This window comes from Marinobacter sp. H13, assembly GCF_059072335.1.
The window spans coordinates 3,753,533-3,777,144 of sequence record NZ_JCACRU010000001.1 but is presented as its reverse complement, the minus strand read 5'-3'; the positions used below and the strand labels follow the sequence as shown (position 1 = coordinate 3,777,144).

The window sequence follows — 23,612 nt, the reverse complement described above, 5'->3', positions numbered from 1 at the left end:
ACATAATCGGGAACTTATCGCGCCTTTTGGCATCTCTTGTTTTCACAGGAACACCGACCTTCGGAACCCCTACTATGCAGAAAGACAATCCCAACGCGGAACGCTACATTTCGATTGCCCGGGCCTGCCTGAAGGCCATCAACGACACAGCCGATAACGCTGGTTCACGGGAAGAGAAAATTCAGGCGGTCTACGAGGCCATCGACAAGGCCTTCCAGGCCGAGTTCGCCGATTATCGCCAGTCCGTCGCCATCATGGCCACGGTTCTTGAGCGTATTGCCTCGGGCCAGCTGGACAGTGAGAAAGCCGCGGATCTGGCACGTAAAACACTTGACCAGCAGCCTGAAAGCACCCGCAACGCGCTGATGCACTGATTCGCAAACCTCTTCTCCGGATCCCAGAGGGCCTATGAACACACGTACCGTCAGGAAGAACTCCATGCAGAACCCGATCTCACGCCTGTTTTCCCTGCTCATACTTTTGCTGTTCAGCACCCTTGCTCTTTCTGCGCAGATTCCCGAGAAGAGCCCCAATGACGACAACCAGTACCGGTTTATCGAACTGGACAACGGCCTGAAGGTCATTCTGGTGTCTGATGAGGATGCAGACAAAGCGGCGGCCTCAATGAACGTTGCTGTTGGTAGCGGAGATGATCCGGCGGAGCGCGAAGGCCTCTCCCACTTCCTCGAGCACATGCTGTTCCTCGGGACCGAGAAATACCCCGATCCGGGCGAGTACCAGCAGTTCATCAAGAGCCACGGTGGCCAGCACAATGCCTTCACCGCGTTCCAGGACACGAACTACTTCTTCGATGTTCAGGCCGAATTTCTGGAACCGGCACTGGATCGGTTCGCCCAGCAATTTTCCGCGCCCCTATTTACCGCCGAACTGGTGGATCGTGAGCGCAACGCTGTGCACTCGGAGTTCAGCGCCAAACAGAAAGACGATGGTCGACGCTTCTATTCCGTCAAGAAGGCCGTTAGCAATCCGGATCACGCCTTCAGTCACTTTGCCGTCGGAAACCTGAGCACCCTTGAGAATACGGAAGCAAATCCCCTTCGGCCGGATCTGATCGAGTTCTGGAAGCAGCATTACTCCTCGAACATCATGAGCCTGGCGGTTTACGGGCCCCAAACCCTGGACGAACTGGAATCCATGGTGCGAGGGCGGTTCGATGCCATTGAAAACCGCAACCTTGAGACCAAGCGTCACGTCGCCAGCCTGTACCGCTCAGATGAGCTGCCAGCCAAGGTCACAGCAGAAGCACTGAAGGACGTTCGAAGCCTGTCGCTCACGTTCCCTATTCCGTCCCAGGAAGCGAACTACCGCACCAAACCCGCCAGCTACGTGGCCAACCTGCTCGGCCACGAGGGCCCGGGCAGCCTGTTCGACGTTCTGAAACGGGCCGGTCTGGCGGAAAGCCTTTCCGCAGGTCTGGGCATGGATACCGGCGAGAACGCCACCCTCGAAATCAGCATTTCCCTGACACCGGAAGGACTGGCTCGCCATGAGGACATCCTGCCGCTGGTATTCGATTACATCGAGAAGATTCGCCAGAAAGGTATCAGCGAGCAGCGTTTCCTGGAAATGCAGAACCTGGCTCGCATCGATTTTCGATTCCGCGAACAGGGTAACCCCCTGCACGAAGCCATGCGCCTTTCTCGTTACCTCCAGGACTATCCCGCCGAAGACGTTTTGCGGGCGCCCTGGCTGGTTGAGCGCTTCGCGCCGGAACAGTACCGCGACATTCTGGACAGGCTGACGCCGGACAACCTCCTTACTTTTGTTCTGGCACCGGAGCCTGAACTTGAAAATCCGAACCGAACCGACTGGTACGAAGCGGCGTGGGCCCGAAAACCACTCGACCCGGCAACACTGAGGACCCAGTTCCTGCCAGAACTCGCTGCCCAGCTGCGCCTGCCGCCGGAGAATCCATTTGTGCCGGAAGATCTGGCGATGGTGCCCGGAAAAACCATGGCGCAGCCGACACAACTGGCAACCATCGAGGGAATGGATGTCTGGTTTGCCCGGGATACCCGGTTTGATACCCCGAAAGCCAACGTGTTTGTGGGCCTTCGTACGCCTGCCACCCGAGCGTCGGCACGCAGCTACGTGCTCACTCAGCTGCTGGTGGACGCTATCAATGCCAATCTGAACGCCTGGGCTTACTCCGCCAGTCTTGCGGGCCTGGATTACAGCGTCTATCCGCATCTCAGGGGTATCACGGTCCGGGTCGGCGGTTACGACGACAAACTCCATACCCTGATGAACCGGATTCTGCTCCAGGTGGCTGCACCGGAACTGACCGAACAACGTTTCGAGATCGCCCGGCAGCAGCTGATTGACGGCCTGCAGAACAAGGCCAAGGATCGCCCCGTCGAACAGACCTCTGAGTTTATCCAGACGTCCCTCATCGAAGGCGCCTGGCCCACCGACGCCAAGCTGAGAGCCGCCCGGGAAGTTAGCTTCGAGGAACTGCAGTCCTTCTCTGAAGCCCTGCTGTCACAGGTTGACCCGGTTATGATGGCGCACGGAAACCTTACCGAGGCCTCGACTCTTAACCTCGCGCGGCAAATTGACGCCATTGTTCTGGGCAACAGCGAGCTGGTCCGGGTAGCACGAAGCCAGGTGCGCCAGCTGCCAGATAATGAAACCCTCGTCTCCATCGACGTGGACCATCCAGACACGGGCTATACCCTCTACATGCAGGGAGACAACACCAGCTTTGAGGAACGGGCCCGATTCCGGCTGCTGGCCCAGATTATCAGCAGCCCGTTCTACGAAGAGATCCGAACCACCCGCCAGATGGGCTACATCGTTTACGCAACGCCTTTTGAAATGCTTGAAACACCGGCCCTGGGGTTTGTTGTGCAGTCACCTTCCGCTTCCCCGGCAGAGATTGACCAGGCTGTTCAGGAATTCTCCAACAGCTTTGAGGAAACCCTCTCCGCTTTGACAGCGGAACGCCTTGATCGGGAGAAACAGGCCGTTATCAGCAAGCTACTCGAGCGGGACCGGCAACTCGGCGAGATTTCCAGCCGCTACTGGCGTGAGATTGATCGGGGCATGGACACGTTTGATTCCCGCCAGCAGTTGGCCAACGCGATCAAGCAGGTCGGAAAACCACAATTGCTGGAAACCTTCAAAAAGGCCGTCCTGGAGCGCAAGCAGGCATTAGAAGTGGTTACAGGTGGGAATGGCCTGGAGGCAAACCGGGCGCTTGGCAGGCTCACCGAGCTGCCGCCGGTGCCCGCCAGCTAGCCCGAATTTCTCATGAGGGGATAAAAGAAAGCGGCTGAAAGTGTTAAAATTTCAGGACCTTACACCATCAATCAACACCAACAACCGCTATCCAAAATGGTACCTCAAAAACTGACCTTCTCGCCACTTTCCCGCCGCCAGATTGAAACCGACTTCTCCGGAGGCCATATCACCTCCGATGCCGGCTTGCTGTTACTGCGCGAAGTCGACAAACAACACCGGTTAACCCAACGGCTGGCCGAGACTCTGACCGACCAGCGGGATCCCCGGATGATTCGTCATGAGCTCAAGTCCCTGGTCCGGCAACGGGTCTACGGTGTGGCCGGTGGCTACGAAGATCTGAATGATCATGAAGCGCTTCGCTTTGATCAGGCACTACAAACCGCCACGGGGAATGCCTCGACTCTGGCCGGCAAGTCCACGCTTTGTCGAATGGAGCAGGCGATGGATCGGCAAACCATTGTCAAAGCGCATGAGTTGCTCTGGCACCACTTTATCGAGCAGCATGAGAAGCCGCCCAAGGAAATCGTGCTGGATTTTGACGGCACCGATATTCCGGTGCACGGCGACCAGCCGGGTAAGTTCTTTAACCGGTATTACGACCATCACTGCTACTTCCCGCTTTACGTCTTCTGCGGTAGGCACTTGCTGGTGAGCTATCTGCGCACCAGCAATCGAGGTGATGCCCGGCACAGCTGGGCCATTCTGGCGCTGCTGGTGCGATTTATTCGCGAGTATTGGCCACAGACCCGGATCGTGTTCCGGGGCGACTCCCACTTCAGCAAGCCCCGACTGCTGGCCTGGTGCGATCGCAACCAGGTGGATTACATCGTAGGCATGGCCCGCAACCAGCGGCTGGAGGCGCTTGCCGCCCCAGCCATGGACAAAGTCCGGACCTACTACGAGGCTCATGGCCATAAGCTCGCCAGCACCTTCCGCTTCCGCTACAAAGCCCGAAGCTGGCATAAGCCACGCTGGGTGGTTGCGCGCCTGGAATATGGCCCTCAAGGCCCGAACCCCCGGTTCGTTATCAGCTCCCGCTACGATGACGGATTCAAGCTCTACTACGAACAGTATTGCGCACGGGGTGATATGGAGAACCGGATCAAGGATCAACAACTGGATCTGTTTGCCGGTCGCACCTCCAGCACACACTGGTGGACCAACCAGTGGCGGCTGATCTTATCCGGCTTCGCCTACACCCTGTTCGAGCGTTTGCGGGTGCATCTGAAAAACACGCCCTTCGAACGTATGAGTGCCGGCACCTTGCGCTTGAAGCTGATCAAGGTTGGCGCAGTCATCATCCGCAACACCCGCCGAATACGGGTGTTGATGAGTGATAGCTATCCACACAAGAACGATCTCTCAGCACTGGTTCAGCGCTTGGTGCCCCAGTAGATAATCGGGCTCCCCCGGCCCGATACCAATGGGGGAAAGGGGGAGTTGTGCCTGAATGCCGGAAACTGGCTAAATAATCGCCAACTTCGACCATGACCACTCGGATCTGGCACTACCAGGCTTGGTCTGCGAAGGTTGTTGGAGCACTATGAGAAATCCGGGCTAGAGTACTCAAAGAGTGCGCAGAAAGCGCGCCCAGTCTTCGGGCTCGTCGACATCCCAGCGGGGCTCCAGCAAACAATAGCTGAGCCCCGATGCTTTAAGGCGCTCACAGGTCTGGGTCAGAACCTCCGGCGTGCCCCAGGCAATGTCATCCAACATTCCCTCAGCCACTCGGGAGGCTCCAATCAGGACATAGCCGCCATCGTCTGAGGGCCCAAGCACAACGTCGTAGTCTTTCAGGAGCGCGACGGCGTTACGGGCGTAATCCGGATCGACCGAGGGGCAATCACTGCCCACCACCAATGCCCGGTCATAATCCTGAAGAGACAGACTCAACGCTCGATACATCCGTTGGCCCAGTGTGCTCCCCTCCTGAACGCCTTGCATCAGGCCGGCGGCATCAAGCTCTTCAATGATAGAGGCCGCCTCGCCGGGCCGGTCATCCACCGGTCTATCCCACCAGAATTCCACCGGATAGCCGGTCGCACACAGGTTATCCAGCACAGCCAGCGTGAGCCGAACATGGGCTTCGAGAGCCCCGACCGCACCCAACTCGGGCATCAACCGGGTTTTAACCCGTCTGGCTTCCGGCCATTTGGCAAACTGGAGAAAAACCGCCGCAGGCGGATTACTTTGAGGCATTGCGCACATCCGATCGGTAAATTTGGGCCAGGGACTCCGGCGATTCACCACGCCAATACCGCCAGCGCAGCTGCCACATCAGAAAAATCGTTCGCCAGGCACCGTATTTCTGCCAACGGCGGCTATCGGTAACGACTGGCTCTTTTATACAGAAAGGATGGGACACCAGGCAAAGACGGCGTGAGAATTCGACATCTTCCATGAGCGGCATCGGGTGAAAACCATCCAGGGCGTCGAAAACGTCCCGCCGTACGAAAATTGCCTGATCACCGGTGCAGATGCCTGACAGGCGCGAGCGCTGGTTCATGAACCAGGCAATAACCCGGAAAAGCAGCCGCTCACCACTCAGCCGCACATCGAACCGCCCCCAGGCGCGACGGGAATGGACGAAACTTGCGAGATGCTCCAGAGCTTCTTCCGGCAGGCGCGTATCTGCGTGCAGAAACAACAGTAGATCGCCCTTTGCAACTGCCGCGCCGGCGTTCATCTGAAGCGCCCGGCCCTTCTCTGACACAACCACCCTGTCGCAAAGTGGCCGGGCCAGCTCAACGGTTCGATCGGTACTGCCACCATCAACGACAACCACCTCATGCCCCCGGTTACGGATCGGTTGCAGGGCGCGCAGGGTGTCGGTTACACCTGCCGCTTCCATCCACACGGGAACAATCACGCTTAGCGAGAAAGGATCTGGCAAAACACACTCCGTGGCATTCTCTGAAACCGGACCGAACCTTGAGCCTCAGGTCTTAGCCCGCTATCATACCGCCCTTCTCGCGATAATGCCCCCGTAGCTCATCTGGATAGAGCGTCCCCCTCCTAAGGGGAAGGTAGCAGGTTCGAGTCCTGCCGGGGGTACCACCTCTCTTAACCCCGATTCTCGGTCCGTGATATTCAACCTGGCTCCAGGCGAGCTAAACTGCCCTCCTTACCGACATCAGGACTTCTCAATGGCCCGCTTTACCGAAATCGGAACCGCAATGATCCCCGGCAAGGGAACCCGATTACGTCTTTTGCAACGCAATGATGAATTTTCCATCAAAATTGCCGGCACCACCGGAGAATTGATGAACAGCCGGATCCACGGCTCGGAGGATGCTCTTGCCACCCTGGCGTGCGAACGGATTGCCGATCAGCCTGCTCCCCGGGTTCTTATCGGCGGCCTGGGCATGGGGTTCACGCTGGCAGCAGCGCTGGCCGCTCTGGGCGACGATGCGCAGGTGACGGTAGCCGAGCTGGTTCCCGAAGTAGAAGCCTGGAATCGCGGGCCGCTGGGCTCTGCGGCGGGCAACCCGCTGAACGACCCGAGAGCACAGGTTCACATTGGTGATGTAGCCGAATTACTCAGAAACAGCGACGGCGAATGGGATGCCATCCTTCTCGATGTCGACAACGGCCCGGAAGGCCTCACCCGCAAAGAAAACAACTGGATCTACTCACCGGATGGCATTGCGGCCGCCCAGAAAGCCCTGCGACCTGATGGCATCCTTGCCTACTGGTCTGCCGGCCAGGAGCATTCCTTCACAGAGAGGCTGCGGCGGGCAGGATTTTCTGTTGAGCCCGTTACAGTGAGGGCCTTGCGACCCGGCAAGGGTGCCCGCCACGTTATCTGGCTGGCGTGGTAATCATTCATCGACTCTACCGGAATCTGTCCTGGCTCAATTTGGGATTATTCCTTTGTTATATACTTATTCCAAAGCCAAGAAGCCCGGGAGAGATTCAATGACCAAACCGACCATCACAACAGCCTTGCTATGCTCCTTGCTTTCCATGCCACTTCTCGCGCAACCCCAAGCAGATAGCCCGGAAGCAATGGTTGCCGAAGCACGTTCCCTGGTGAAAAGCTTCGGCGGCTCACTGAAGCAGGCGCTCCAGGCGGCCATCAAAGAAGGCGGCCTCACAAACGGTATTGGTGTTTGCAAGACTGTGGCACCGGAAATCGCCAGCAACAATAGCAGCGGCGGCTGGGTCATCAGTCGGACCAGTCTGAAAGTCCGGAACCCGGAAAACACCCCGACCGACTGGCAGGAGATCCAGCTGCTGGCCATGGACAGACAGCCGGTAAAGAACGGAAAACCGGTGGAGGTCTGGCAGGTCTCCGAAGCGTCCGGACAGCCGGCGTTCCAATATATGAGCGCCATCCCGACACAGAAACTTTGCCTTGGCTGTCACGGTAAGTCCATCGCCCCGGAGGTGAAGGCAAAACTGGCTGAACTCTATCCTGAAGACAAGGCGACCGGCTTCTCCGAGGGCGATTTGCGGGGCGCGTTCGTTGTTACGCGGGATGTTCCAGTAAACTGATGGCACTAGCCATTTCTTCAGCGATTGAGAACAGGTATGTCACTGAACTACAGAATCATTCCGGTCACGCCTTTCCAGCAGAACTGCTCACTGATCTGGTGCGAAAAGACGCGCCGGGCAGCCGTAGTCGATCCGGGCGGGGATCTGGAGAAGATTCGCGCCGCTGCGGCTGAGGAAGGCGTGACGGTCGAGAAAATTCTGCTTACCCATGCCCACATTGACCATGCCGGCGGAACTGCGGAGCTGTCCAAAGAGCTGGGTATTCCCATTGAGGGGCCGCAGAAGGAAGACAATTTCTGGATTGTTGGCCTGCCCCAGCAGGCGCAGATGTTCGGGTTTCCGGCCCCGGAAGTTTTCACCCCGGATCGCTGGCTGGAAGATGGGCAGCAGGTCACCGTGGGTAACCAGACCCTGGAAGTCCTTCACTGCCCCGGCCACACACCGGGACATGTGGTTTTTTACCACAAGGAATCCGGTCTGGCGCTGGTAGGTGACGTGCTGTTCCATGGCTCGATCGGACGCACGGATTTTCCAAAGGGCGACCACGCAACACTGATTCGCTCTATCAGGGAACAGCTGTTCCCGCTCGGCGACGAGGTTGCGTTCATTCCCGGACACGGTCCGATGTCCACCTTTGGCCGGGAGCGAGCCACCAACCCCTTTGTTTCCGACCATCGGGGCTGAGCCTGTCGCCAGACCCACGCCGCCGTTCTAAAGGCGGCTTTCCTGATTCAGCCGGAACTGTTCGATGGTTTTCCTGAGATTCTCGGCCATGGCCAGAAGGTCTCCGGCAATTCTCGCTGTCTCCTTGGCATCCCCGGAGGTCTGCTCTGCCGAGCGACTGATTTCAATCACGTTGTGATTAATGGATTCGGAGACATCGCTCTGCTCGTTGGCAGCGCTCTCCATTTCCTGATTGAGGTTGGTGATCTCCCGCACAGCAGAGGCAATGGTTTGCAGTTCAGACTCTACTGTCAGAATGGCTGAAACCTGATGCTCTGCCATCTCAGAGGCATGGCGCATGGTGGCCACACAATCGACAACCTCTCCCTTCAGTCCGTTGATGGTGTTCCGGATTTCCTCCGTTGAATCCTGGGTTCTCGACGCCAGCGCACGCACCTCATCGGCCACCACAGAAAAACCGCGCCCCTGCTCTCCGGCACGGGCCGCCTCGATGGCGGCATTGAGCGCCAGCAGGTTGGTCTGGTCAGCGATATTGGAGATTACCTCCAGCATATCCGACATCTGGCTGGTACGTTGATCCAGCTGCTCAATGCGTTTTGCGCCACTCTGGACCTCGGTGTTCAATGCCTCGATGCTTTTTACTGCATTCCGGGCAAGGCTCTCACCCTTGCTCGCTGATTCCGCAGTATCTGCGGATTTTCGGGTGGTATGAATGGCATTTTCCCGGACCTGAACCGCAGATGCGGCCATCTCGGTAGTGGCGCTGGCCACCTGATCTGTGTTGTCACGCTGGGCAAGCACTTCCCTCTCTGTCGTGTCAGCCTTCCCCGCAATGCTTCTGGCCGCCTGTTCAACCTGTTCGGCGTTGTCCATGACGGTATTCATGCTCTCCCGTATCTTCGCCATCATCCGGTTGAACGCCCGGGACACGGAACCGATCTCGTCGTTGCGGGTAACCTCAAGCTCAATGGTCAGGTCAGAATTTCTGGAGATCTCGTCCATGCGGTCGTGGAGTCGCCGCAAACGGGAAAACACCAGTCGACTCAAAGCGGCGGCGGTCAGGAAAAACACCGCAGCAAAGATGGCTACCTGAATACCGCCACTGGTCAGCAGTTGCTGCTGCAAACGGGCATCGCTGTCAGCCATGGAATAGTCCACCCGAATGGCTCCAAGAACGTCTCCCTCACTGGCCTGATGACAGCCAAGACAGTTGACGCCCTGATAGTTCTCCATCGCGATCACGGGCTCGATCAGTGTGTAGACTCGCCCGTCCTCATTGCTGGAATAGGACTCCACCCGCTCACCGGCAAGCGCTTTCTTGTCCAAAGGTTCCCGCTTCTGTTCCGACGCGTTGCCGTTGCCGAAGATCCGGTTCAAATGGTCACTGCGAATCACCCGCACGTCCAGCACGTCTTCAGACGCCATCACCTTTTTCCGAAGCACATCCCGGTTACCGATGGTGCCGGTGACCATCATGGTATTCAGCCCATCGAAATAGGATTTTGCCAGTCCATCCACGTATTTGTGGCTGAACTCTTCAAGATGATCACGCTGCGAGTCTGCACTGTAGATTACGGTAAACACGAGCACCAGGGAGAAGGCAGCCGCCAAAGCGGCAAGTAAGAGAAAGCGGATGGAATACTGTTTTTTCATGGTAACCCGACACAGAGACCGCGCGGCATGCGGCCAGGACGTTGTTTTGACGTTTCGTGATGACAACTAACTGTCGCCAAACTTTATAGATATGCGTCAATTATTTCCTGACCCAGATCAGATCCGGGAAAAGTCGTTTACACATGAAGGAAGGAGGGAGCCCTCAGCCCGGGACTTCATCGAGTTGGCCTGAAAGCTGCAGAGCATGATGACAAGCATTCGTGATTCCCAACGCTGACTGTTCGGAAACCGCACTCCGGTTGACCGAAGGAGGAAACCCACCCATGTCCCTACTGACATCTCTGATCCGGGCGAGCACCCAGTTCCAGCAGGCCATGGAAAGGCGCCAGACGCCTTCAACAGGGCCGGAAGCCGCGCCCGGCAAAGCACAGGCAAAGGCCATGGAAACCGAGCCGACACCTGGCGATGACCGCTTTACACCCTCGGAGAACAACCAGTCTGACCTCTCACGGCTGAAAGCCCGCCGACTGGCCATGACCGACTACAAACAAACTGTGGGGCAGGATCTTGCCTTCGTTCGAGAAACACTGCGGCACAAACTTGCCGAATACAACCTGCACCCGGCAACCGCATTGAACGTGAGCAAAACGGAGAATGGCAGCGTTGCGGTGGAAGGGAAAATCGCAGACAACACAAGCATCCAGATTGAAAAAGACCTGAACGTAAACAAAAACTTCAAGGAAGCGTTCAATCGCCTCAGCGTTAACGAGCCAACGCTGCATTTCATGGACAATGCGCTCAAACTGAATCAGGCGTACGGGGTGAATAACCCGCTATTGGACACACTGATCAGCGAGAACCAGCAATTTAACGGCCTGCAGGACCTCGTGCACCGTTACGACACCATGCGCCGCTCAGTGAGTGCCGAGCAAATCGAAGCTGCAGGGAATAGCCAGGCGTACGCCTTTAATCTGAACGCCCGGGCATAAAGGAAAGACGGATCAGGAGAATCAGACCTCGAAAGGCGCCGGATCCCCCTTACCAACACGGGTAACCACCGGAGCCTCGCCGGTAAAGTCCACGACCGTGGTCGCTTCCATACCGCAGAATCCCCCGTCGATAATCAGATCCAGCTCATGCTCCAGGGTTTCCCGGATTTCATAAGGGTCTGTCATCGGATCGGTTTCGCCCGGCAGAATCAGAGTGCTACTCATGATGGGCTCACCAAGCTCGCCCAACAGCTCCTGAACAATGGCATTGTCCGGCACACGGACGCCCACTGACCGGCGTTTGGGATGAAGCAGCCGCCGGGGCACTTCACTGGTGGCATCCAGAATGAAAGTGTAGGGCCCGGGCGTGAAATTCTTCAGCAACCGGTACTGGGTGTTGTCCACCTTGGCATAGACCCCGATGTCCGAAAGATCCCGGCACACCAGAGTGAAGTTGTGCTTGTCATCCAGACGGCGAATCCGCTTGATCCGATCCGCTGCCTGCTTGTCACCCAGATGACAGCCAATGGCATAGGCTGAATCCGTGGGGTACACGATCACCCCGCCACGACGCAGAATATCCACCGCCTGATTGATCAGACGCTTCTGTGGCGTCTCCGGATGAATCTGGAAAAACTGACTCATGAACCCTCTCCCTGTGCGGTCCGCGTCGCCATCGCCGGATCTTTCTTCGACCCGCCCATACAATTCGGAGATTCTGGCGCCGACTGCCCCGTCGCCTCCCATTCTTCCGGTGAGTATAGATGCAACGCCAGCGCATGAACCGGCCCCGCCAGTTCCTCGGCAAGCACCTTGTAAATCGCCTGATGCCGCCGCACCCTCATCTGCCCCTCGAATTCCGGCGACACCAGGGTCACCTTGAAATGGGTTTCAGAATTAGGCGGCACACTGTGCTTGTGGCTCTCGTTCTCCACCTGAAGCACACGCGCATCGAAGGCGTCGTTCAGCTTGGTTTCAATTGCATTCTGGATCTTCATGTTTCAATACTCCTGCCTCCGCGTTTGAACCGTAGAGGCGAATGGCACGTTGTCAGAAGCGGGTGTGGCGATGGCCTTCCCAAAAGTGTGCGTTGCCATGGATGGCAACGCCAAGCCCCCATGGATGGGTTCACGGCGTCTTTTGGGAAGGCCATCGCCACAGCCGCCTCCCCTACAGCAACCAGTCTACTACACATACCAGGCACCACCCGAACCTTGACACCATAAAGCCAAAGCGCCACATTCCCATCCCGATTCCAAAACACCCAAACCCCATGCACCTGTACATCGCCGAAAAACCAAGCCTCGGCCGCGCCATCGCCGCTGCCCTCCCTGGCCCTCACCAGAAAGGCCAGGGCTGGATACGCTGTGGCACTGGCGAAAATGCTGCCACCGTTAGCTGGTGCATCGGCCACCTGCTGGAACCGGCAGAACCTGCACGCTATAACCCCGCTTGGAAGAAATGGCGCCAGGAAGACCTGCCGATGTTTCCCGACAAATGGGAGGTCATGCCCAAGGACAGTGTTCAGCAACAATTAAAGGTGCTGGAATCCCTGATTCGCCAGGCCAAGACCATTATTCATGCTGGCGACCCGGATCGGGAAGGCCAGCTGCTGGTGGACGAAGTTATCCGCTATTTCGGTGCCAGCGCCCCGGTTCAACGGATACTGATCAACGATTTGACGCCAGCGGCCGTGGCCCGGGCGATCCAGAGCCCCAGGGACAACCGGGAATTCCGTCGGTTATCCCATTCCGCCCTGGCCAGACAACGCGCCGACTGGCTCTATGGCATCAACCTGACCCGATTTTATACCCTCAGTTATCAGCGGCAGGGTGAACAGGGGGTCTATTCCGTTGGCCGGGTACAGACTCCGGTACTTGGCCTTGTGGTTGAACGTGACAATACCATCGAACACTTCCAGCCCAAGCCCTATTACCGCATTGAAGCAAGGTTCAGGGCTCAGGAGGAAGAAGCCGACCAGCAAACCTTCACCGCCCGCTGGCAGCCCAACGAGCAGTTCCAGGATTACCTGGATGAAGAGAACCGCCTGCTCAACCGGGAAGTCGCTGAACAGATTGCCGACAGCGTTCGAAACCGACCCGGCACCATCACCGAGTCCCGCTTTCGGGATCGGTCGGAAGCGCCACCGCTGCCGTTTTCCCTGTCGGCCCTGCAAATTGAAGCAGGCCGGCTATTCCGCATGGGTGCCAAAGACGTCCTGGATACCGCCCAGAATCTTTACGAGCGCCACCAGCTCATCACCTACCCGCGATCAGATTGCCGGTTTTTACCGGAAGGCCACTACAGCCAGCGGGAGCAGGTGATAAGAGCCATTGCCCGAGTGGCACCGGATCTGGAGCAAGCCTGCAACGGCGCAGACCTTGGCCGCAGGACTTCCGCGTGGAACGACAAACAGGTCGACGCCCACCACGCTATTATCCCAACCAGCCGCCCGACGCCGAACGGCAAACTCAGTGACGCGGAAGAAAAAATCTACGGACTGATCAGCCGGTACTATCTGATGCAGTTCGCGCCCGATGCCGTGCACAGGGAGGGTAAGCTAACGGTACGAGTGTCAGAGCACGAATTCCGCGCGACGGAAACGGCCATCCTGGTGCCCGGCTGGAAAACGCTGGAACTGAAACTGCGAGAAGCTCGCAAGGAACCGGAGAAGGCACCGCTTCCCAGACTGGAAAAAGGCGAACCGGTATTCTGCGACGATAGCAACCTCAGCGAGCGCAAAACCCAGCCGCCCCAGCATTTCACCGATGCGACCCTGCTCTCGGCGATGACCAACATCGCCCGTTTTGTAACCGATACCGAACTCAGAAAAACCCTGCGGGAAACCGATGGCCTGGGCACCGAAGCGACCCGCGCGGCTATCATCGACACCCTGTTCAAACGGGATTATCTGTACCGCGACAGCCGACACATCCGCGCCACCGACAAAGCCAAGGCATTGATAGGCGCTCTGCCCGAATCGGTCAGCAAACCGGATCGCACAGCGGTGTGGGAAGCGAACCTGGAGAGCATCCGCCGTGGAGAGGGTGACCCGAGACAGTTCCTGGAAACCCTGAAAGAGGAAATTCGCGGCTTTCTCAACAGGCCACAGGGCCGGCCCGCCCAGGACAACGAACAGGCCGGTACAACTTCACCAGAGTCCCAGCCTCATTGCCCCAAATGTCGCGCCCCGATGCTGGAGCGAGAGGGCAAATTCGGCCGCTTTTTTGCCTGCACCCGCTACCCGGATTGCCGGGGCACCCGACCGCTGGAAGAAGCCACGCCTCAGGATGGCACTGGCCAGAAACCCATTCCATGCCCCCACTGTTTCTCGCCGCTGGTGCGACGAAAAGGGAAAAAAGGCTGGTTCTGGGGCTGCAGTAATTTCCCCGGCTGCCGACAAACACTGGACGAAGACAACGGAAAGCCTTCAGTCCGTTTACGCAAGTCTACATAACGATACTGAACGCAGATCCACATTTTGTGATAATTGATTGATATAGCAGAGTAGTCCATTGAAAGCTCTGCTCGATACCAGGCAAGAGAGCGACACTCCGGGAGAGGCTTAATGCGTATTGCTTTGCTTGAAGATGAAACCGAACAGGCACAGCACATCCAGTCAATTCTGTCTGAAAGCGGGCACCACTGCGACAGCTTCCCGACCGGCCAAAATTTCCTGAGCGCGGTTCTGCACCGCAGCTATGACCTCCTGATTCTGGATTGGCAGATTCCGGACATGACCGGCATTGATGTTCTCGAGAGCGTTCGCGCCCAGCTGAACTGGCCGATTCCAGTCGTGTTTCTCACTCAGCGGGACAGCGAGGCAGATATTGTTCGGGCTCTGGATGCCGGCGCCGACGATTACCTGGCCAAGCCGGCCCGTGCGGCGGAATTGGGCGCGCGCATCAATGCTCTGGCGAGACGCTCCAATCCTGACAGCGAAAAGGAAGTGCTTCGCTATGGTCCGTTCGAAATCAACACGCAGCAAAGGGTCATTGCACTCCATGGTGAAGAACTGACGCTGACCGACAAGGATTTCGATCTGACCCTGTTCCTGTTCCAGAACCAGGGCCGGCTGTTGACCCGGGAAATGCTGCTTGAGCGCGTCTGGGGTCTGGCGCGGGATATCAATACCCGTACCGTGGACACGCATATGAGCCGACTGCGCCGTCGTCTCGGCCTGAACCCGGAAAACGGCTTCCGCATCAAGACCATTTACCAGCGGGGCTACCGACTGGAGGCCATGAAGGCGCAGGACCAGGCCTTTGACGTCGACGAACCCGCCAGGGCAGCCAATGACTGACAGCCCGGCTCCGCGATTACCGGCACTGCTGCTGATCCTTTCACTGCTTGCCTGGGCTGCCCCCGCGGCTGCCGAGCTTTCGGTAACGCGCGGTTCAGCCGGGCATTCTGACGTTTCGTCGGCCAACCCGGTGCCCGAGTGGATCTACACCTTGCGGCCTGGAGAAAGCTTTTCGGAAGTGGCCAACGACCTGCTCGCACCCAATTATCCCGCGAGTCGCCTTCTGCAATACAACAAGATTGGCAACGGTGCCATTCTGGGTGCCGGCGACAGTGTGCGAATTCCCCTTGCCTGGCTAAAGCGCCAACCTCAGCCGGCGCGGGCGACATCGGTCACCGGAACCGTACAGCTGATTTCCGGAAATACCGGTCGGAAAACACCCCTGAGTGAAGACGCCCTCATCCGCGTTGGTGATGAAATTCTGTCCGCGTCCGGGACCGCCACCATTGAACTGGCGGACGGCTCGGAAGTAAGGATTTCTCCGAATTCTCGACTCATCTTCAATCGCCTGACCCAATACGGCAAAGCCGGCATGGTCGATACCAGACTCCGACTCGACAGGGGCGAGATCCACACCCGGGTGAAGCCGGTCATGGAGGGAGGCGCACGATTCGAGATTGAAACGCCTTCGGCCGTCGCCGCCGTGAGAGGTACCGCATTTTCACTCCAGACATCGGCAGAGGGCACTCGCCTGCAGGTAACCGAGGGCGACGTTGACTTCGGGGCCCCCGGCAAGACCCGCCGGATCCCTGCGGGTTTCGGAGCCAGCCTGTCCACCACTAACAATGACGGCCTGAGCATTCGCCGCCTACCGCCAGCGCCGGCGCTCGATCCACTGCCACCGAGACTGACCCAACTGCCCACCACCATGACCTGGCAGGAAAGTCGCGCCCCCATGCACCGGGTGGACATCTTCGAAAGCGACACAGGCCGCTGGGTAGAAAGCCGAAAACTGACAGGCAACAGCTTTGATATCGGGCAACTGGATAATGGCAGCTATGAGGTACACCTGGCGGCACTCGATACTCGCGGCACGGCGGGGATGCCACGCGTCGTCCCGCTGGAAGTCGATCTTCAGGCCAGGACTGCCAGCCTGGTTGCTCCGGAAGATGGGGGCACCGTCAACGACGATATGCCCGAGTTTCGCTGGCAGCTTAACGGCGACAATGAAGTGGCTCGGGTAGAGATAGCCGAAGATCAGGATTTCCGGAACCTGATCGCCACCAGCGAGTGGGCACCCGAAACGGCTGCCCTGCCCTCACGCCCGCTTGGGCCTGGCAAGTATTACTGGCGCGTGGTGACCGAAGCAGGCGGCAATTCAGTTGCTACAACGCAGCCGCGGGAGCTGGTGGTCAATGGCAGCCTGCCTCCGGTTCGGATCATCAGCGTGAACTACATCGACAGCCAGGTAAGGGTGTTCTGGGAGAAGGTAGACACGGCGGCAGAATACCGACTGCAACTCTCGGAGGAGCCGGGCTTCAACAATATCATCAAGGAGGCAACACTGCCTGATACCACGGCAGCCTTGCGTCTTATTCCCGGAAGGCGGTATTTTGTGCGCCTGAAAGCTCTTTCTGATGGTCCACTGCAAAGCCGTTGGGGACCAGGGAGGGAATTGTACCTGGAATAATCCGTTGATCGACCGAACCACACAGCAGGGCTCATGAACCGGGATTGGCTGCCAATTAAAACGACCCCCTGGACTCTGGGCCTGATACTGCTGGCACTGCTCCTGCTTATCCAGACAACCGAACTACCTCAACGCCTGGATTACTGGCTGTACGACCAAGCCATCACCTCGAATCCACTGGAAGCCTCGGACGAGGTGGTTCTGGTGACGATCGACGAGCTGAGCCTGAATCGCCTGGGCCGCTGGCCCTGGCCCCGTAATCTGCACGCTGAGCTCATTGCCAAGCTCAACGAGGCAGGCGCAAAAACCATTGTGTTCGATATTCTGTTCGCCGAACCGTCGCCAGACGACCAGCAACTGGCAGAACAGATGCGAAGTCACGGCAACGTTATTCTGCCAGTCTATCTGTCGCCTCCCACCTCCCAGTACCTGTTAAGCGAACAATTGCCGGTTGGAGTGCTGGCTTCAGCGGCCGCCGGTCTGGGCCATGCTCATGTGGAACTGGACAGCGACGGCGTTGCCAGAGGTCTTTACCTGTTTAATGGCCTCGGGAACCAGCTCTGGCCAAGCCTTGCGCTGGCCGCAAGCGGTGTTGGACCACAAAATCCGGAGGCCGGGGATACGCCTTCCTATGTCAATATCCGGGATCAATACCGTGCCGTGCCCCTGATCGGTGGTGCCGGCTCTCTCCAGTCGTATTCTTTCTCACAGGTACTCACTCAGCCGGCCGCACCCGAACACTTCAGTGGCAAAATAGTCTTTGTCGGTGCCACAGCCGCCGGTTTTGGCGACATACTGCCCACGCCCTTCTCGGGGCTGAGCCGTCCGATGTCCGGCGTTGAATTCCACGCCAACGTGTTGTCGGCATACATGCAGGGATTGTTGATTAAGCCGGCACCGGCGTGGGCGTCTGCCCTGCTGGCCATGACAACCATCCTGATACTCGCCCTCGCCCTGCCACCCATGCGCCCTGCGCGAACCCTTCTCGCCTGCGCGATGGTTCTGGCGGGACTGCTCGGAATCTATCTGTTCGTGCTGCTGACGATGCGATGGTGGTTTCCCCTTGCAAACGCACTGCTGGTTCCACTCTTGGCCTTTCCTGTATCCAGCGGCCTTCGACTGGCCATGACCAACCGATTTTTGAACCGTCAACTGGACGAACTGGCCAGAAGTCCCCAGGTCGCACTGCCCGCACCCTCGGGAAGGAACCCGACACAACTTCTGGAGCACTTCCAGGCCCTGTTTCGCCCCACAGGGTGGCTTTTGATGGAGGAGAACGACATCCTCTCCGCACGTGGACTGTCACAGAGCGATATTCCAGATGACCTGACTCCGGGGCACTGGTTTCACGACAGCAATCGCAGCTGGATTCAGCTATTGCGAGCCGGCACCCGCTATCACCTGGGCCTGCTGTTACCCAATGATCTCGGGCGCGAGGCCATCCAGCGCTATCTGCGCAGGCTTCACCTTGAGCAAGCCGTACCGGCGGATTCTGCAGCCAGACCCAGTGAAAACATTTCTGCACGAATCGAGCGGGTCCGCATCGCCACGGATCGGTTGAACCACATGCAGCAGTTCATCCGGAGAAGTTTTGAGCGCATGCCCGACGGTATCATCGTGACCGACGAACTGGGGGTCATCCGTTTTGCCAACGGCCACATAGAGGAATGGTTCCGCGAGCCCATGCCGAGCCTGGCCGGCCTTCCCCTGGTAAAACTGCTGGAGGGACACGATCCGCGGGAAACGCCACCCTGGCATGAAACCGTTTCCGACACCCTGACCCTATTACAGAGCCGCACCGTAGACCTCAGGATTCGCGACAAAGATTTCCTGATTCATTTTGCACCGTTTTCGCTGCCAGACAGCGACCAGCAAGGCATCATTGCCAATATTTCGGATATTTCGGAATTGCGGGAGCAGCAGCGCCAGCACCGCGAGGCAATCGACTTTATTTCCCATGACGTGCGCTCGCCTCTGGTTTCACAGCTTGCCCTGATCGAACAGTTGAAACGGGATCCCAGCCACATTGAACAGGAACAGCTGGAACAACTGGGGCGGCTGGCCCGGAGAAGCTATCACCTGGCCGAGGAATTCGTGCAGTTGGCCCGGGCGGAACAATTAACGGAAACCCGGTTCTACGAATGCGAATTTCTGGCGATCGTAGAGAACGCCCGTGACAGCGTCAGCGAGCAGGCTGTAGAGAAGCAGATACAACTCCAGTTACAGGGTACCGAGGATTTGTGGCTGAAAGGCAATGCAGAGCTTCTGGAGCGCGCCGTTATCAACCTGCTGACCAATGCCGTTCAATACAGCCCGAGTGGATCAGACGTCAGCATTCAGGTCTTCCGCGCTGGCCATCAGGCCTGTTTGACGATTGCCGATGAAGGTACCGGTATCGATCCGGAGGAACTGCCGCACCTGTTTGACCGTTACCGGCGTCAAAAAAGCACTGAGCTGGCCGGAGTCCACGGAACGGGACTCGGACTATCCTTCGTCAAAACCGTTGTTGAAAAGCATAGAGGGGAAATTTCGGTGTCGTCGCAACCGGGCGAAGGCTCTGCGTTCACCCTCAAACTGCCGATTGCAGACCCGATGGCCTGAGACTTCACACTCCAGGCCCGGGGTTCTAGTCTCAGGAACGGATGGACTTGCTCACAACATCGGAGGGCTCACTGATCAGCCCGTTGGTATCCTGAACCTGGATAGTGAAATACCAGGTCCCTGCGTCCAGACCACTCACTTCGTAGGACATTTCCGCTTCGGCCTGAGCATTGGTGACGACCACCTCTTCGCTCAGCTCGTCAGCATCCTGACCGTACCGGATCACATATTTGTCGAGCTCACCCATCGGAATGCTCTCGCCGTTAACGCGAGTCAGGGGAGCGCTCCAGCTCAATACTGCGGAGCGCTCGGGAGATGGCTCTTGTCCTCCGGTGCCCCCGGAATCAACTTGACCGCCTGAACCAGCGGAATCTCCAGAATCGCCCGGCGAACCGACGCTAGCACTACCCGATGATCCACCCCCACAGCCTGTGAGAAGTGCTCCAAAAATAAACGCGGCGATCCATGCCTGTGACACTTTGATGACGCGTTTCATATGCATTAAGCACCAATAAATCGTCGACTTTGTTAAATTGTATAAAACGTGGACGATTGTCGGTGTGACGGTGGTCATTTTCCTAATTACGAAAATGTCAATTTCCCGTCAGGGATTTGTAATAAAGCGGGGAAGTAATTGATCAGGCGGGCAAATTTTTGCCGAGCGGAATCAAGCGCCATACACAACGTTACAAAAAAGTCCGGGCAGGGGCAGTGGAGAGCAAAATGGGTGTGCTGGAGTGCGAAAAAAGCCCGCAAAAGCGGGCCGGGTCTGCACCATCCACTTGTCGACACGAGAAATCCAGTCGGCCATTGAGTCCGTTCAGGCGGGAAGTCGCAAGGCGGTGACTGACATAAATGCACAAGTTGCCAGTGCCGCAGAAGAGCAAAGTTCGGTGACGGAACAGGTCAACCAACTTAAAAGCGCGATCGAGTTTTTCAAGCTGAACAAAACCCGTTCCAACAGCAATTATTAATTGGTTATTCTCTTGAAGGGATAAATCTGAAGAAGATATAGGCGTTCGCTGGTGCAAAGTGAAGCAACTCGCTCTAAAGGGGTAGTCCCAAACAAAAGACACCCACGGCAGACCCCCTACCTTGAAATGAGAGGAGACCATATTCAAGTGACAGAGCGTGTCTCTTTGCAAATCAGGTGTTCCCTACAACAACGCCAGCACCAACCCCTCTTCCCAACTGATCAGCACCAGCGTCAGAATGGTTGCCAGAAGGAACGGAAGCAAAGCCCGGAAAATAGCCATCGGGGATGCGCCGGTCATGGCGGAAGAAATATAAAGGCCCGCACCAACCGGTGGTGTAAGCAGGCCAAGAACCAGCGTCAGGCACACCACCACGCCGAACTGGTAGGCGCTAATGCCAAACTGGGCTTCCGCTATGGGCATGAGGATCGGCACGACCAATATCAGTGCGGCAATGCCATCGATCACCATGCCCACCAGCAGCAGGATACCCACGACCAGCATCAGAAACATGAATGGGTCTGTGGTTTGTGCGGCGATCCAGCTGGCCGCACTTTGGGGAATTTTTTCGAAGATGATCACCCAGCCGAATACACCCGCGGCAGCAATCAGCATGATGACCATGCCGGAATTGAAGGCGGTCCTTTTCAGAACGCCAAAAAGGTTTTTGTACTTGAGGTCTCGGTAGACGTATTTTCCAATCACCAGAGCACCCAGTGAGGCCAGCGCGGCTGACTCTGTGGGAGTGGCCAGCCCGGTGAGGATACCGCCGATGATGATCAGCGGAATAAGCGCCGCCGGAATGCCCATCAGGAAATAATGCTTGGCCTGCTGTCGCGTTGGCCAGCTGCCTTTCGGGTACTCATATCTGAGGCCGAGCAGGCTGATCGCGATAAAGAACAGAAAAGACATGACCAGCCCCGGAATGATGCCGGCGATGAACATATCCGCAATCGGAACCTGGGCCAGTACGCCAAACAGCACGAACAGCATGGACGGCGGGATAATGGGCGAGAGCAATCCCCCGGCAGCGGTTATGGCGGCGGCATAAGGCTTTTCGTAACCGTCCTTCTCCATGGCAGGCACCATGGCGCGGGACATCATGGCGATCTGTGAGGCAGCAGAGCCCATAATGGCCGCCATCATCATGTTGGCCACCAGGTTGATGTAAGCCATGCCTCCGCGAAACCCGCCCACCAGGATGCGCGCCAGGTTCACCAGCCGGCTGGTAAGGCCACCTTCATTCATCAATTCGCCGGCAAGCATGAACAGGGGTATCGCCAACAGTCCATAGCTCTGGATGGCGCCGAATAGCTGTTGCAGGTAGGAATCTAGCAGCACGGTATTACCCGAATCGTAGATATACCAGAGCGCCGTCAGCGCCAGGACCAGTGAGATCGGCACCGCAAGAAACAACAAAACGGCGAAGACAACCGCAGTCATGTCATACCCACGCTCTGTTCGGGAGCAGTCTCGGAACTGAGAAGATTGGCTAAACCATGAAGGGTCAAAGTGATCGACAGAATGGGCAGAATCATCCACACCCAGAACTTTTTGATGCCAAGGGTGCTGGTGTTTTCCGCGTACATGAAGTTGAAGGTTTCCGCCTGAAAGTTTTGCAGGTCGAACCCCACCTGATACAACGTGAACGGGTCGTACCAGCGCCAGCTGAGCCAGGCCAGAATACCGCCAAACAGAAGCACCATCAGGTCACTGAATTTCGCCAGTACCGTTCGGGTGCTACCTTTTACATACTCGGTCAGCAGATTGACAGCAACGCTTTCCCGACGTTTTAGCAGCACGGATGTCGCAAAGAAGGTCATCCAGATCATGCAGTAAATCGCCAGTTCATCCACCCAATAGATGGCGTAACCGGCAGACCGGGTAATAATATTCAATAGGATCAGCAGGGTCACCGCACCGGCAAGCGATGCGGCGATGACAGCTTCAATGCGTGCGACAAAATCCGAAACAGCTTTAAGCATGGTGCGTCGCCCGGATTATTGGGCCTTGATGTCCTCGGCGACGTTGCGCAGGATGCCAAGAGACGGGGCTTTCTCAGCCCAGATGTCTTCCCAGGCGGAAATGGCGTCAGCGAATTCACTGCGGTTTGCTTTTTTCACGGTGATATCCAGCTCTCTGAGCTGCTGTTCCTGATCCTTCTCCTGGGCCACAAACTTGTCCATTACGGCATTCAGGTGAGCTTTCATGGTTTCCTGGATGAGCTGTCTGTCTTCGTTGCCCAGGTCACGCCAGACCTTGCCAGATACCACGCCCACCATGGGGAACATCATGTGGTTGGAAATCAGCAGGTGGTCGGCGCGCTCGTAAAACTTGAGCACCAGGATGGAGTCGAAATCCATGTCGATGGCGTCGACCTGGCCATTCGCCAGCGCGTCATACACCGCAGGCAGTGGCAACGGCGTGGGTGCCGCGCCGATGGCGTTGTAGAAATCCCGGATGGGCTCGAACGGGGTAATGCGTAGCTTCTTGCCCTCAAGATCGACAGGACCAGAAACCTCATCCCGGCTGAGCACCTGGCGCATTCCAGCCATGGCATAGCCTACACCTACCAGGCCAACGTTGGCCGGCAGTTGGTCCAGAAGTTTGTTCGCTTCCTCGGAGCGCAACAATTCCGCGGCCTGGTCAATGTTGTCGACCAGATAAGGCGCATATAGCGCGCCGAAATCCGGCACCCGGTTGGAAACTTCAGCAATGGTCAGGAACGCCATATCCAGTGCGCCCGTTTGCAGCTGCTGAACCATCTGCGCCTCGTTACCCAGCTGCCTGGCCGGGAAAACCGTTACCGAATGCTCTCCCCCGGACTGTTCATTCAGATCCTGCCCAAACTCGTTGGCCGCCTTGGTCCAGATGTGGGGCGGTGGCGTTATCAAGCCGAGGCGAAAATCGCGGGCCTCAACGGCGGCACTAGACATAACTGCAAAGGATGCAAACGCGGCAAGCAGGCGTTTCATTGAACTCATCGGAGGCTCCATTTCTGTTGTTTTAGTCATCAAACGATGGTTTCGGAAACTCAGTCCCGAAGCATACCCTAG

At 57.4% G+C, this 23,612-nt stretch carries 21 protein-coding genes and 1 tRNA gene; 13 read left to right on the top strand and 9 right to left on the bottom strand.

All coding sequences use genetic code 11. The annotated features are described in order from the left end of the window. Positions 1–74: 74 nt before the first annotated feature. The 3 genes from AC5JQH_RS17600 to AC5JQH_RS17590 all read left to right on the top strand — a co-directional run bounded on the left by AC5JQH_RS17600 (position 75) and on the right by AC5JQH_RS17590 (position 4,659). Positions 75–374 (top strand): hypothetical protein, encoded by a 300-nt coding sequence (locus tag AC5JQH_RS17600; RefSeq protein ID WP_008171428.1) that lies wholly within the window; start codon positions 75–77, stop codon positions 372–374. A gap of 64 nt (positions 375–438) precedes the next feature. Beyond that, on the top strand, positions 439–3,261 hold the full coding sequence (locus AC5JQH_RS17595; RefSeq protein WP_092034043.1) for an insulinase family protein: 2,823 nt from the start codon (positions 439–441) through the stop codon (positions 3,259–3,261). Positions 3,262–3,357: 96 nt separating this feature from the next. Further along, positions 3,358–4,659 carry an IS1380-like element ISMaq3 family transposase gene (locus tag AC5JQH_RS17590; protein WP_011784498.1) on the top strand — a complete coding sequence of 434 codons (1,302 nt, stop codon included), beginning with the start codon at positions 3,358–3,360 and terminating at the stop codon, positions 4,657–4,659. A gap of 171 nt (positions 4,660–4,830) precedes the next feature. Here AC5JQH_RS17590 and AC5JQH_RS17585 read toward each other — a convergent pair whose 3' ends face one another. Both AC5JQH_RS17585 and AC5JQH_RS17580 read right to left on the bottom strand, forming a co-directional pair. Continuing rightward, on the bottom strand, positions 4,831–5,463 hold the full coding sequence (locus AC5JQH_RS17585; RefSeq protein WP_053114880.1) for a TIGR04282 family arsenosugar biosynthesis glycosyltransferase: 633 nt from the start codon (positions 5,461–5,463) through the stop codon (positions 4,831–4,833). Further along, a complete protein-coding gene (locus tag AC5JQH_RS17580; protein WP_075267689.1) occupies positions 5,450–6,157 on the bottom strand; it encodes a TIGR04283 family arsenosugar biosynthesis glycosyltransferase in 708 nt (235 codons plus the stop codon). Before AC5JQH_RS17580 ends, AC5JQH_RS17585 begins: the two co-directional genes overlap by 14 nt. A gap of 87 nt (positions 6,158–6,244) precedes the next feature. Between AC5JQH_RS17580 and AC5JQH_RS17575 the strand changes: the two genes are divergently transcribed. The 4 genes from AC5JQH_RS17575 to AC5JQH_RS17560 all read left to right on the top strand — a co-directional run bounded on the left by AC5JQH_RS17575 (position 6,245) and on the right by AC5JQH_RS17560 (position 8,445). Beyond that, a tRNA-Arg gene (locus tag AC5JQH_RS17575) sits at positions 6,245–6,321 on the top strand. An 89-nt stretch (positions 6,322–6,410) separates the two neighbouring features. Continuing rightward, on the top strand, positions 6,411–7,085 hold the full coding sequence (locus AC5JQH_RS17570) for a spermidine synthase (RefSeq protein ID WP_092033996.1): 675 nt from the start codon (positions 6,411–6,413) through the stop codon (positions 7,083–7,085). A 97-nt stretch (positions 7,086–7,182) separates the two neighbouring features. Next, a complete protein-coding gene (locus AC5JQH_RS17565; RefSeq protein ID WP_053114848.1) occupies positions 7,183–7,761 on the top strand; it encodes a Tll0287-like domain-containing protein in 579 nt (192 codons plus the stop codon). Positions 7,762–7,797: 36 nt separating this feature from the next. Beyond that, on the top strand, positions 7,798–8,445 hold the full coding sequence (locus tag AC5JQH_RS17560; RefSeq protein WP_493805795.1) for an MBL fold metallo-hydrolase: 648 nt from the start codon (positions 7,798–7,800) through the stop codon (positions 8,443–8,445). Between the two features lie 27 nt (positions 8,446–8,472). Here the strand turns inward: AC5JQH_RS17560 and AC5JQH_RS17555 are convergent, their stop codons facing one another. Next, a complete protein-coding gene (locus AC5JQH_RS17555) occupies positions 8,473–10,098 on the bottom strand; it encodes a methyl-accepting chemotaxis protein (protein WP_092033993.1) in 1,626 nt (541 codons plus the stop codon). Between the two features lie 284 nt (positions 10,099–10,382). Here AC5JQH_RS17555 and AC5JQH_RS17550 point away from each other — a divergent pair, with 284 nt between their 5' ends. Beyond that, positions 10,383–11,048: a hypothetical protein gene (locus AC5JQH_RS17550; RefSeq protein ID WP_493805794.1), complete on the top strand. Its 666-nt coding sequence runs from the start codon at positions 10,383–10,385 to the stop codon at positions 11,046–11,048. 21 nt (positions 11,049–11,069) lie between these two features. Here the strand turns inward: AC5JQH_RS17550 and AC5JQH_RS17545 are convergent, their stop codons facing one another. Beyond that, positions 11,070–11,693 (bottom strand): L-threonylcarbamoyladenylate synthase, encoded by a 624-nt coding sequence (locus tag AC5JQH_RS17545; protein WP_008171409.1) that lies wholly within the window; start codon positions 11,691–11,693, stop codon positions 11,070–11,072. Beyond that, positions 11,690–12,046 carry a BolA family protein gene (locus AC5JQH_RS17540; protein ID WP_008171407.1) on the bottom strand — a complete coding sequence of 119 codons (357 nt, stop codon included), beginning with the start codon at positions 12,044–12,046 and terminating at the stop codon, positions 11,690–11,692. The genes AC5JQH_RS17545 and AC5JQH_RS17540 overlap by 4 nt, the downstream gene beginning before the upstream one ends. Before the next feature lie 275 nt (positions 12,047–12,321). Here AC5JQH_RS17540 and AC5JQH_RS17535 point away from each other — a divergent pair, with 275 nt between their 5' ends. From AC5JQH_RS17535 to AC5JQH_RS17520, 4 genes are all read left to right on the top strand, one after another. Then, positions 12,322–14,505 (top strand): DNA topoisomerase III, encoded by a 2,184-nt coding sequence (locus tag AC5JQH_RS17535; protein ID WP_493805793.1) that lies wholly within the window; start codon positions 12,322–12,324, stop codon positions 14,503–14,505. A gap of 111 nt (positions 14,506–14,616) precedes the next feature. Beyond that, on the top strand, positions 14,617–15,351 hold the full coding sequence (locus tag AC5JQH_RS17530) for a response regulator transcription factor (protein WP_008171403.1): 735 nt from the start codon (positions 14,617–14,619) through the stop codon (positions 15,349–15,351). Beyond that, the gene (locus AC5JQH_RS17525) at positions 15,344–16,981 is read left to right on the top strand and encodes a FecR family protein (protein ID WP_008171400.1); all 1,638 of its coding nucleotides are present in this window, start codon (positions 15,344–15,346) and stop codon (positions 16,979–16,981) included. Before AC5JQH_RS17530 ends, AC5JQH_RS17525 begins: the two co-directional genes overlap by 8 nt. 33 nt (positions 16,982–17,014) lie before the next feature. After that, the gene (locus AC5JQH_RS17520) at positions 17,015–19,582 is read left to right on the top strand and encodes a CHASE2 domain-containing protein (RefSeq protein WP_008171397.1); all 2,568 of its coding nucleotides are present in this window, start codon (positions 17,015–17,017) and stop codon (positions 19,580–19,582) included. Positions 19,583–19,613: 31 nt separating this feature from the next. Here AC5JQH_RS17520 and AC5JQH_RS17515 read toward each other — a convergent pair whose 3' ends face one another. Continuing rightward, a complete protein-coding gene (locus AC5JQH_RS17515; protein ID WP_227499711.1) occupies positions 19,614–20,078 on the bottom strand; it encodes a fibronectin type III domain-containing protein in 465 nt (154 codons plus the stop codon). A 241-nt stretch (positions 20,079–20,319) separates the two neighbouring features. Between AC5JQH_RS17515 and AC5JQH_RS17510 the strand changes: the two genes are divergently transcribed. After that, on the top strand, positions 20,320–20,556 hold the full coding sequence (locus AC5JQH_RS17510; protein WP_273094789.1) for a hypothetical protein: 237 nt from the start codon (positions 20,320–20,322) through the stop codon (positions 20,554–20,556). Positions 20,557–20,739: 183 nt separating this feature from the next. Here AC5JQH_RS17510 and AC5JQH_RS17505 read toward each other — a convergent pair whose 3' ends face one another. From AC5JQH_RS17505 to AC5JQH_RS17495, 3 genes are read right to left on the bottom strand one after another with little or no spacing between them, the layout of a single operon-like run. After that, positions 20,740–21,999: a TRAP transporter large permease gene (locus tag AC5JQH_RS17505; RefSeq protein ID WP_104270330.1), complete on the bottom strand. Its 1,260-nt coding sequence runs from the start codon at positions 21,997–21,999 to the stop codon at positions 20,740–20,742. Then, on the bottom strand, positions 21,996–22,541 hold the full coding sequence (locus AC5JQH_RS17500; RefSeq protein WP_273094797.1) for a TRAP transporter small permease: 546 nt from the start codon (positions 22,539–22,541) through the stop codon (positions 21,996–21,998). Before AC5JQH_RS17500 ends, AC5JQH_RS17505 begins: the two co-directional genes overlap by 4 nt. Before the next feature lie 15 nt (positions 22,542–22,556). After that, the gene (locus AC5JQH_RS17495; protein ID WP_104270328.1) at positions 22,557–23,540 is read right to left on the bottom strand and encodes a TRAP transporter substrate-binding protein; all 984 of its coding nucleotides are present in this window, start codon (positions 23,538–23,540) and stop codon (positions 22,557–22,559) included. Between the last annotated feature and the right edge of the window lie 72 nt (positions 23,541–23,612).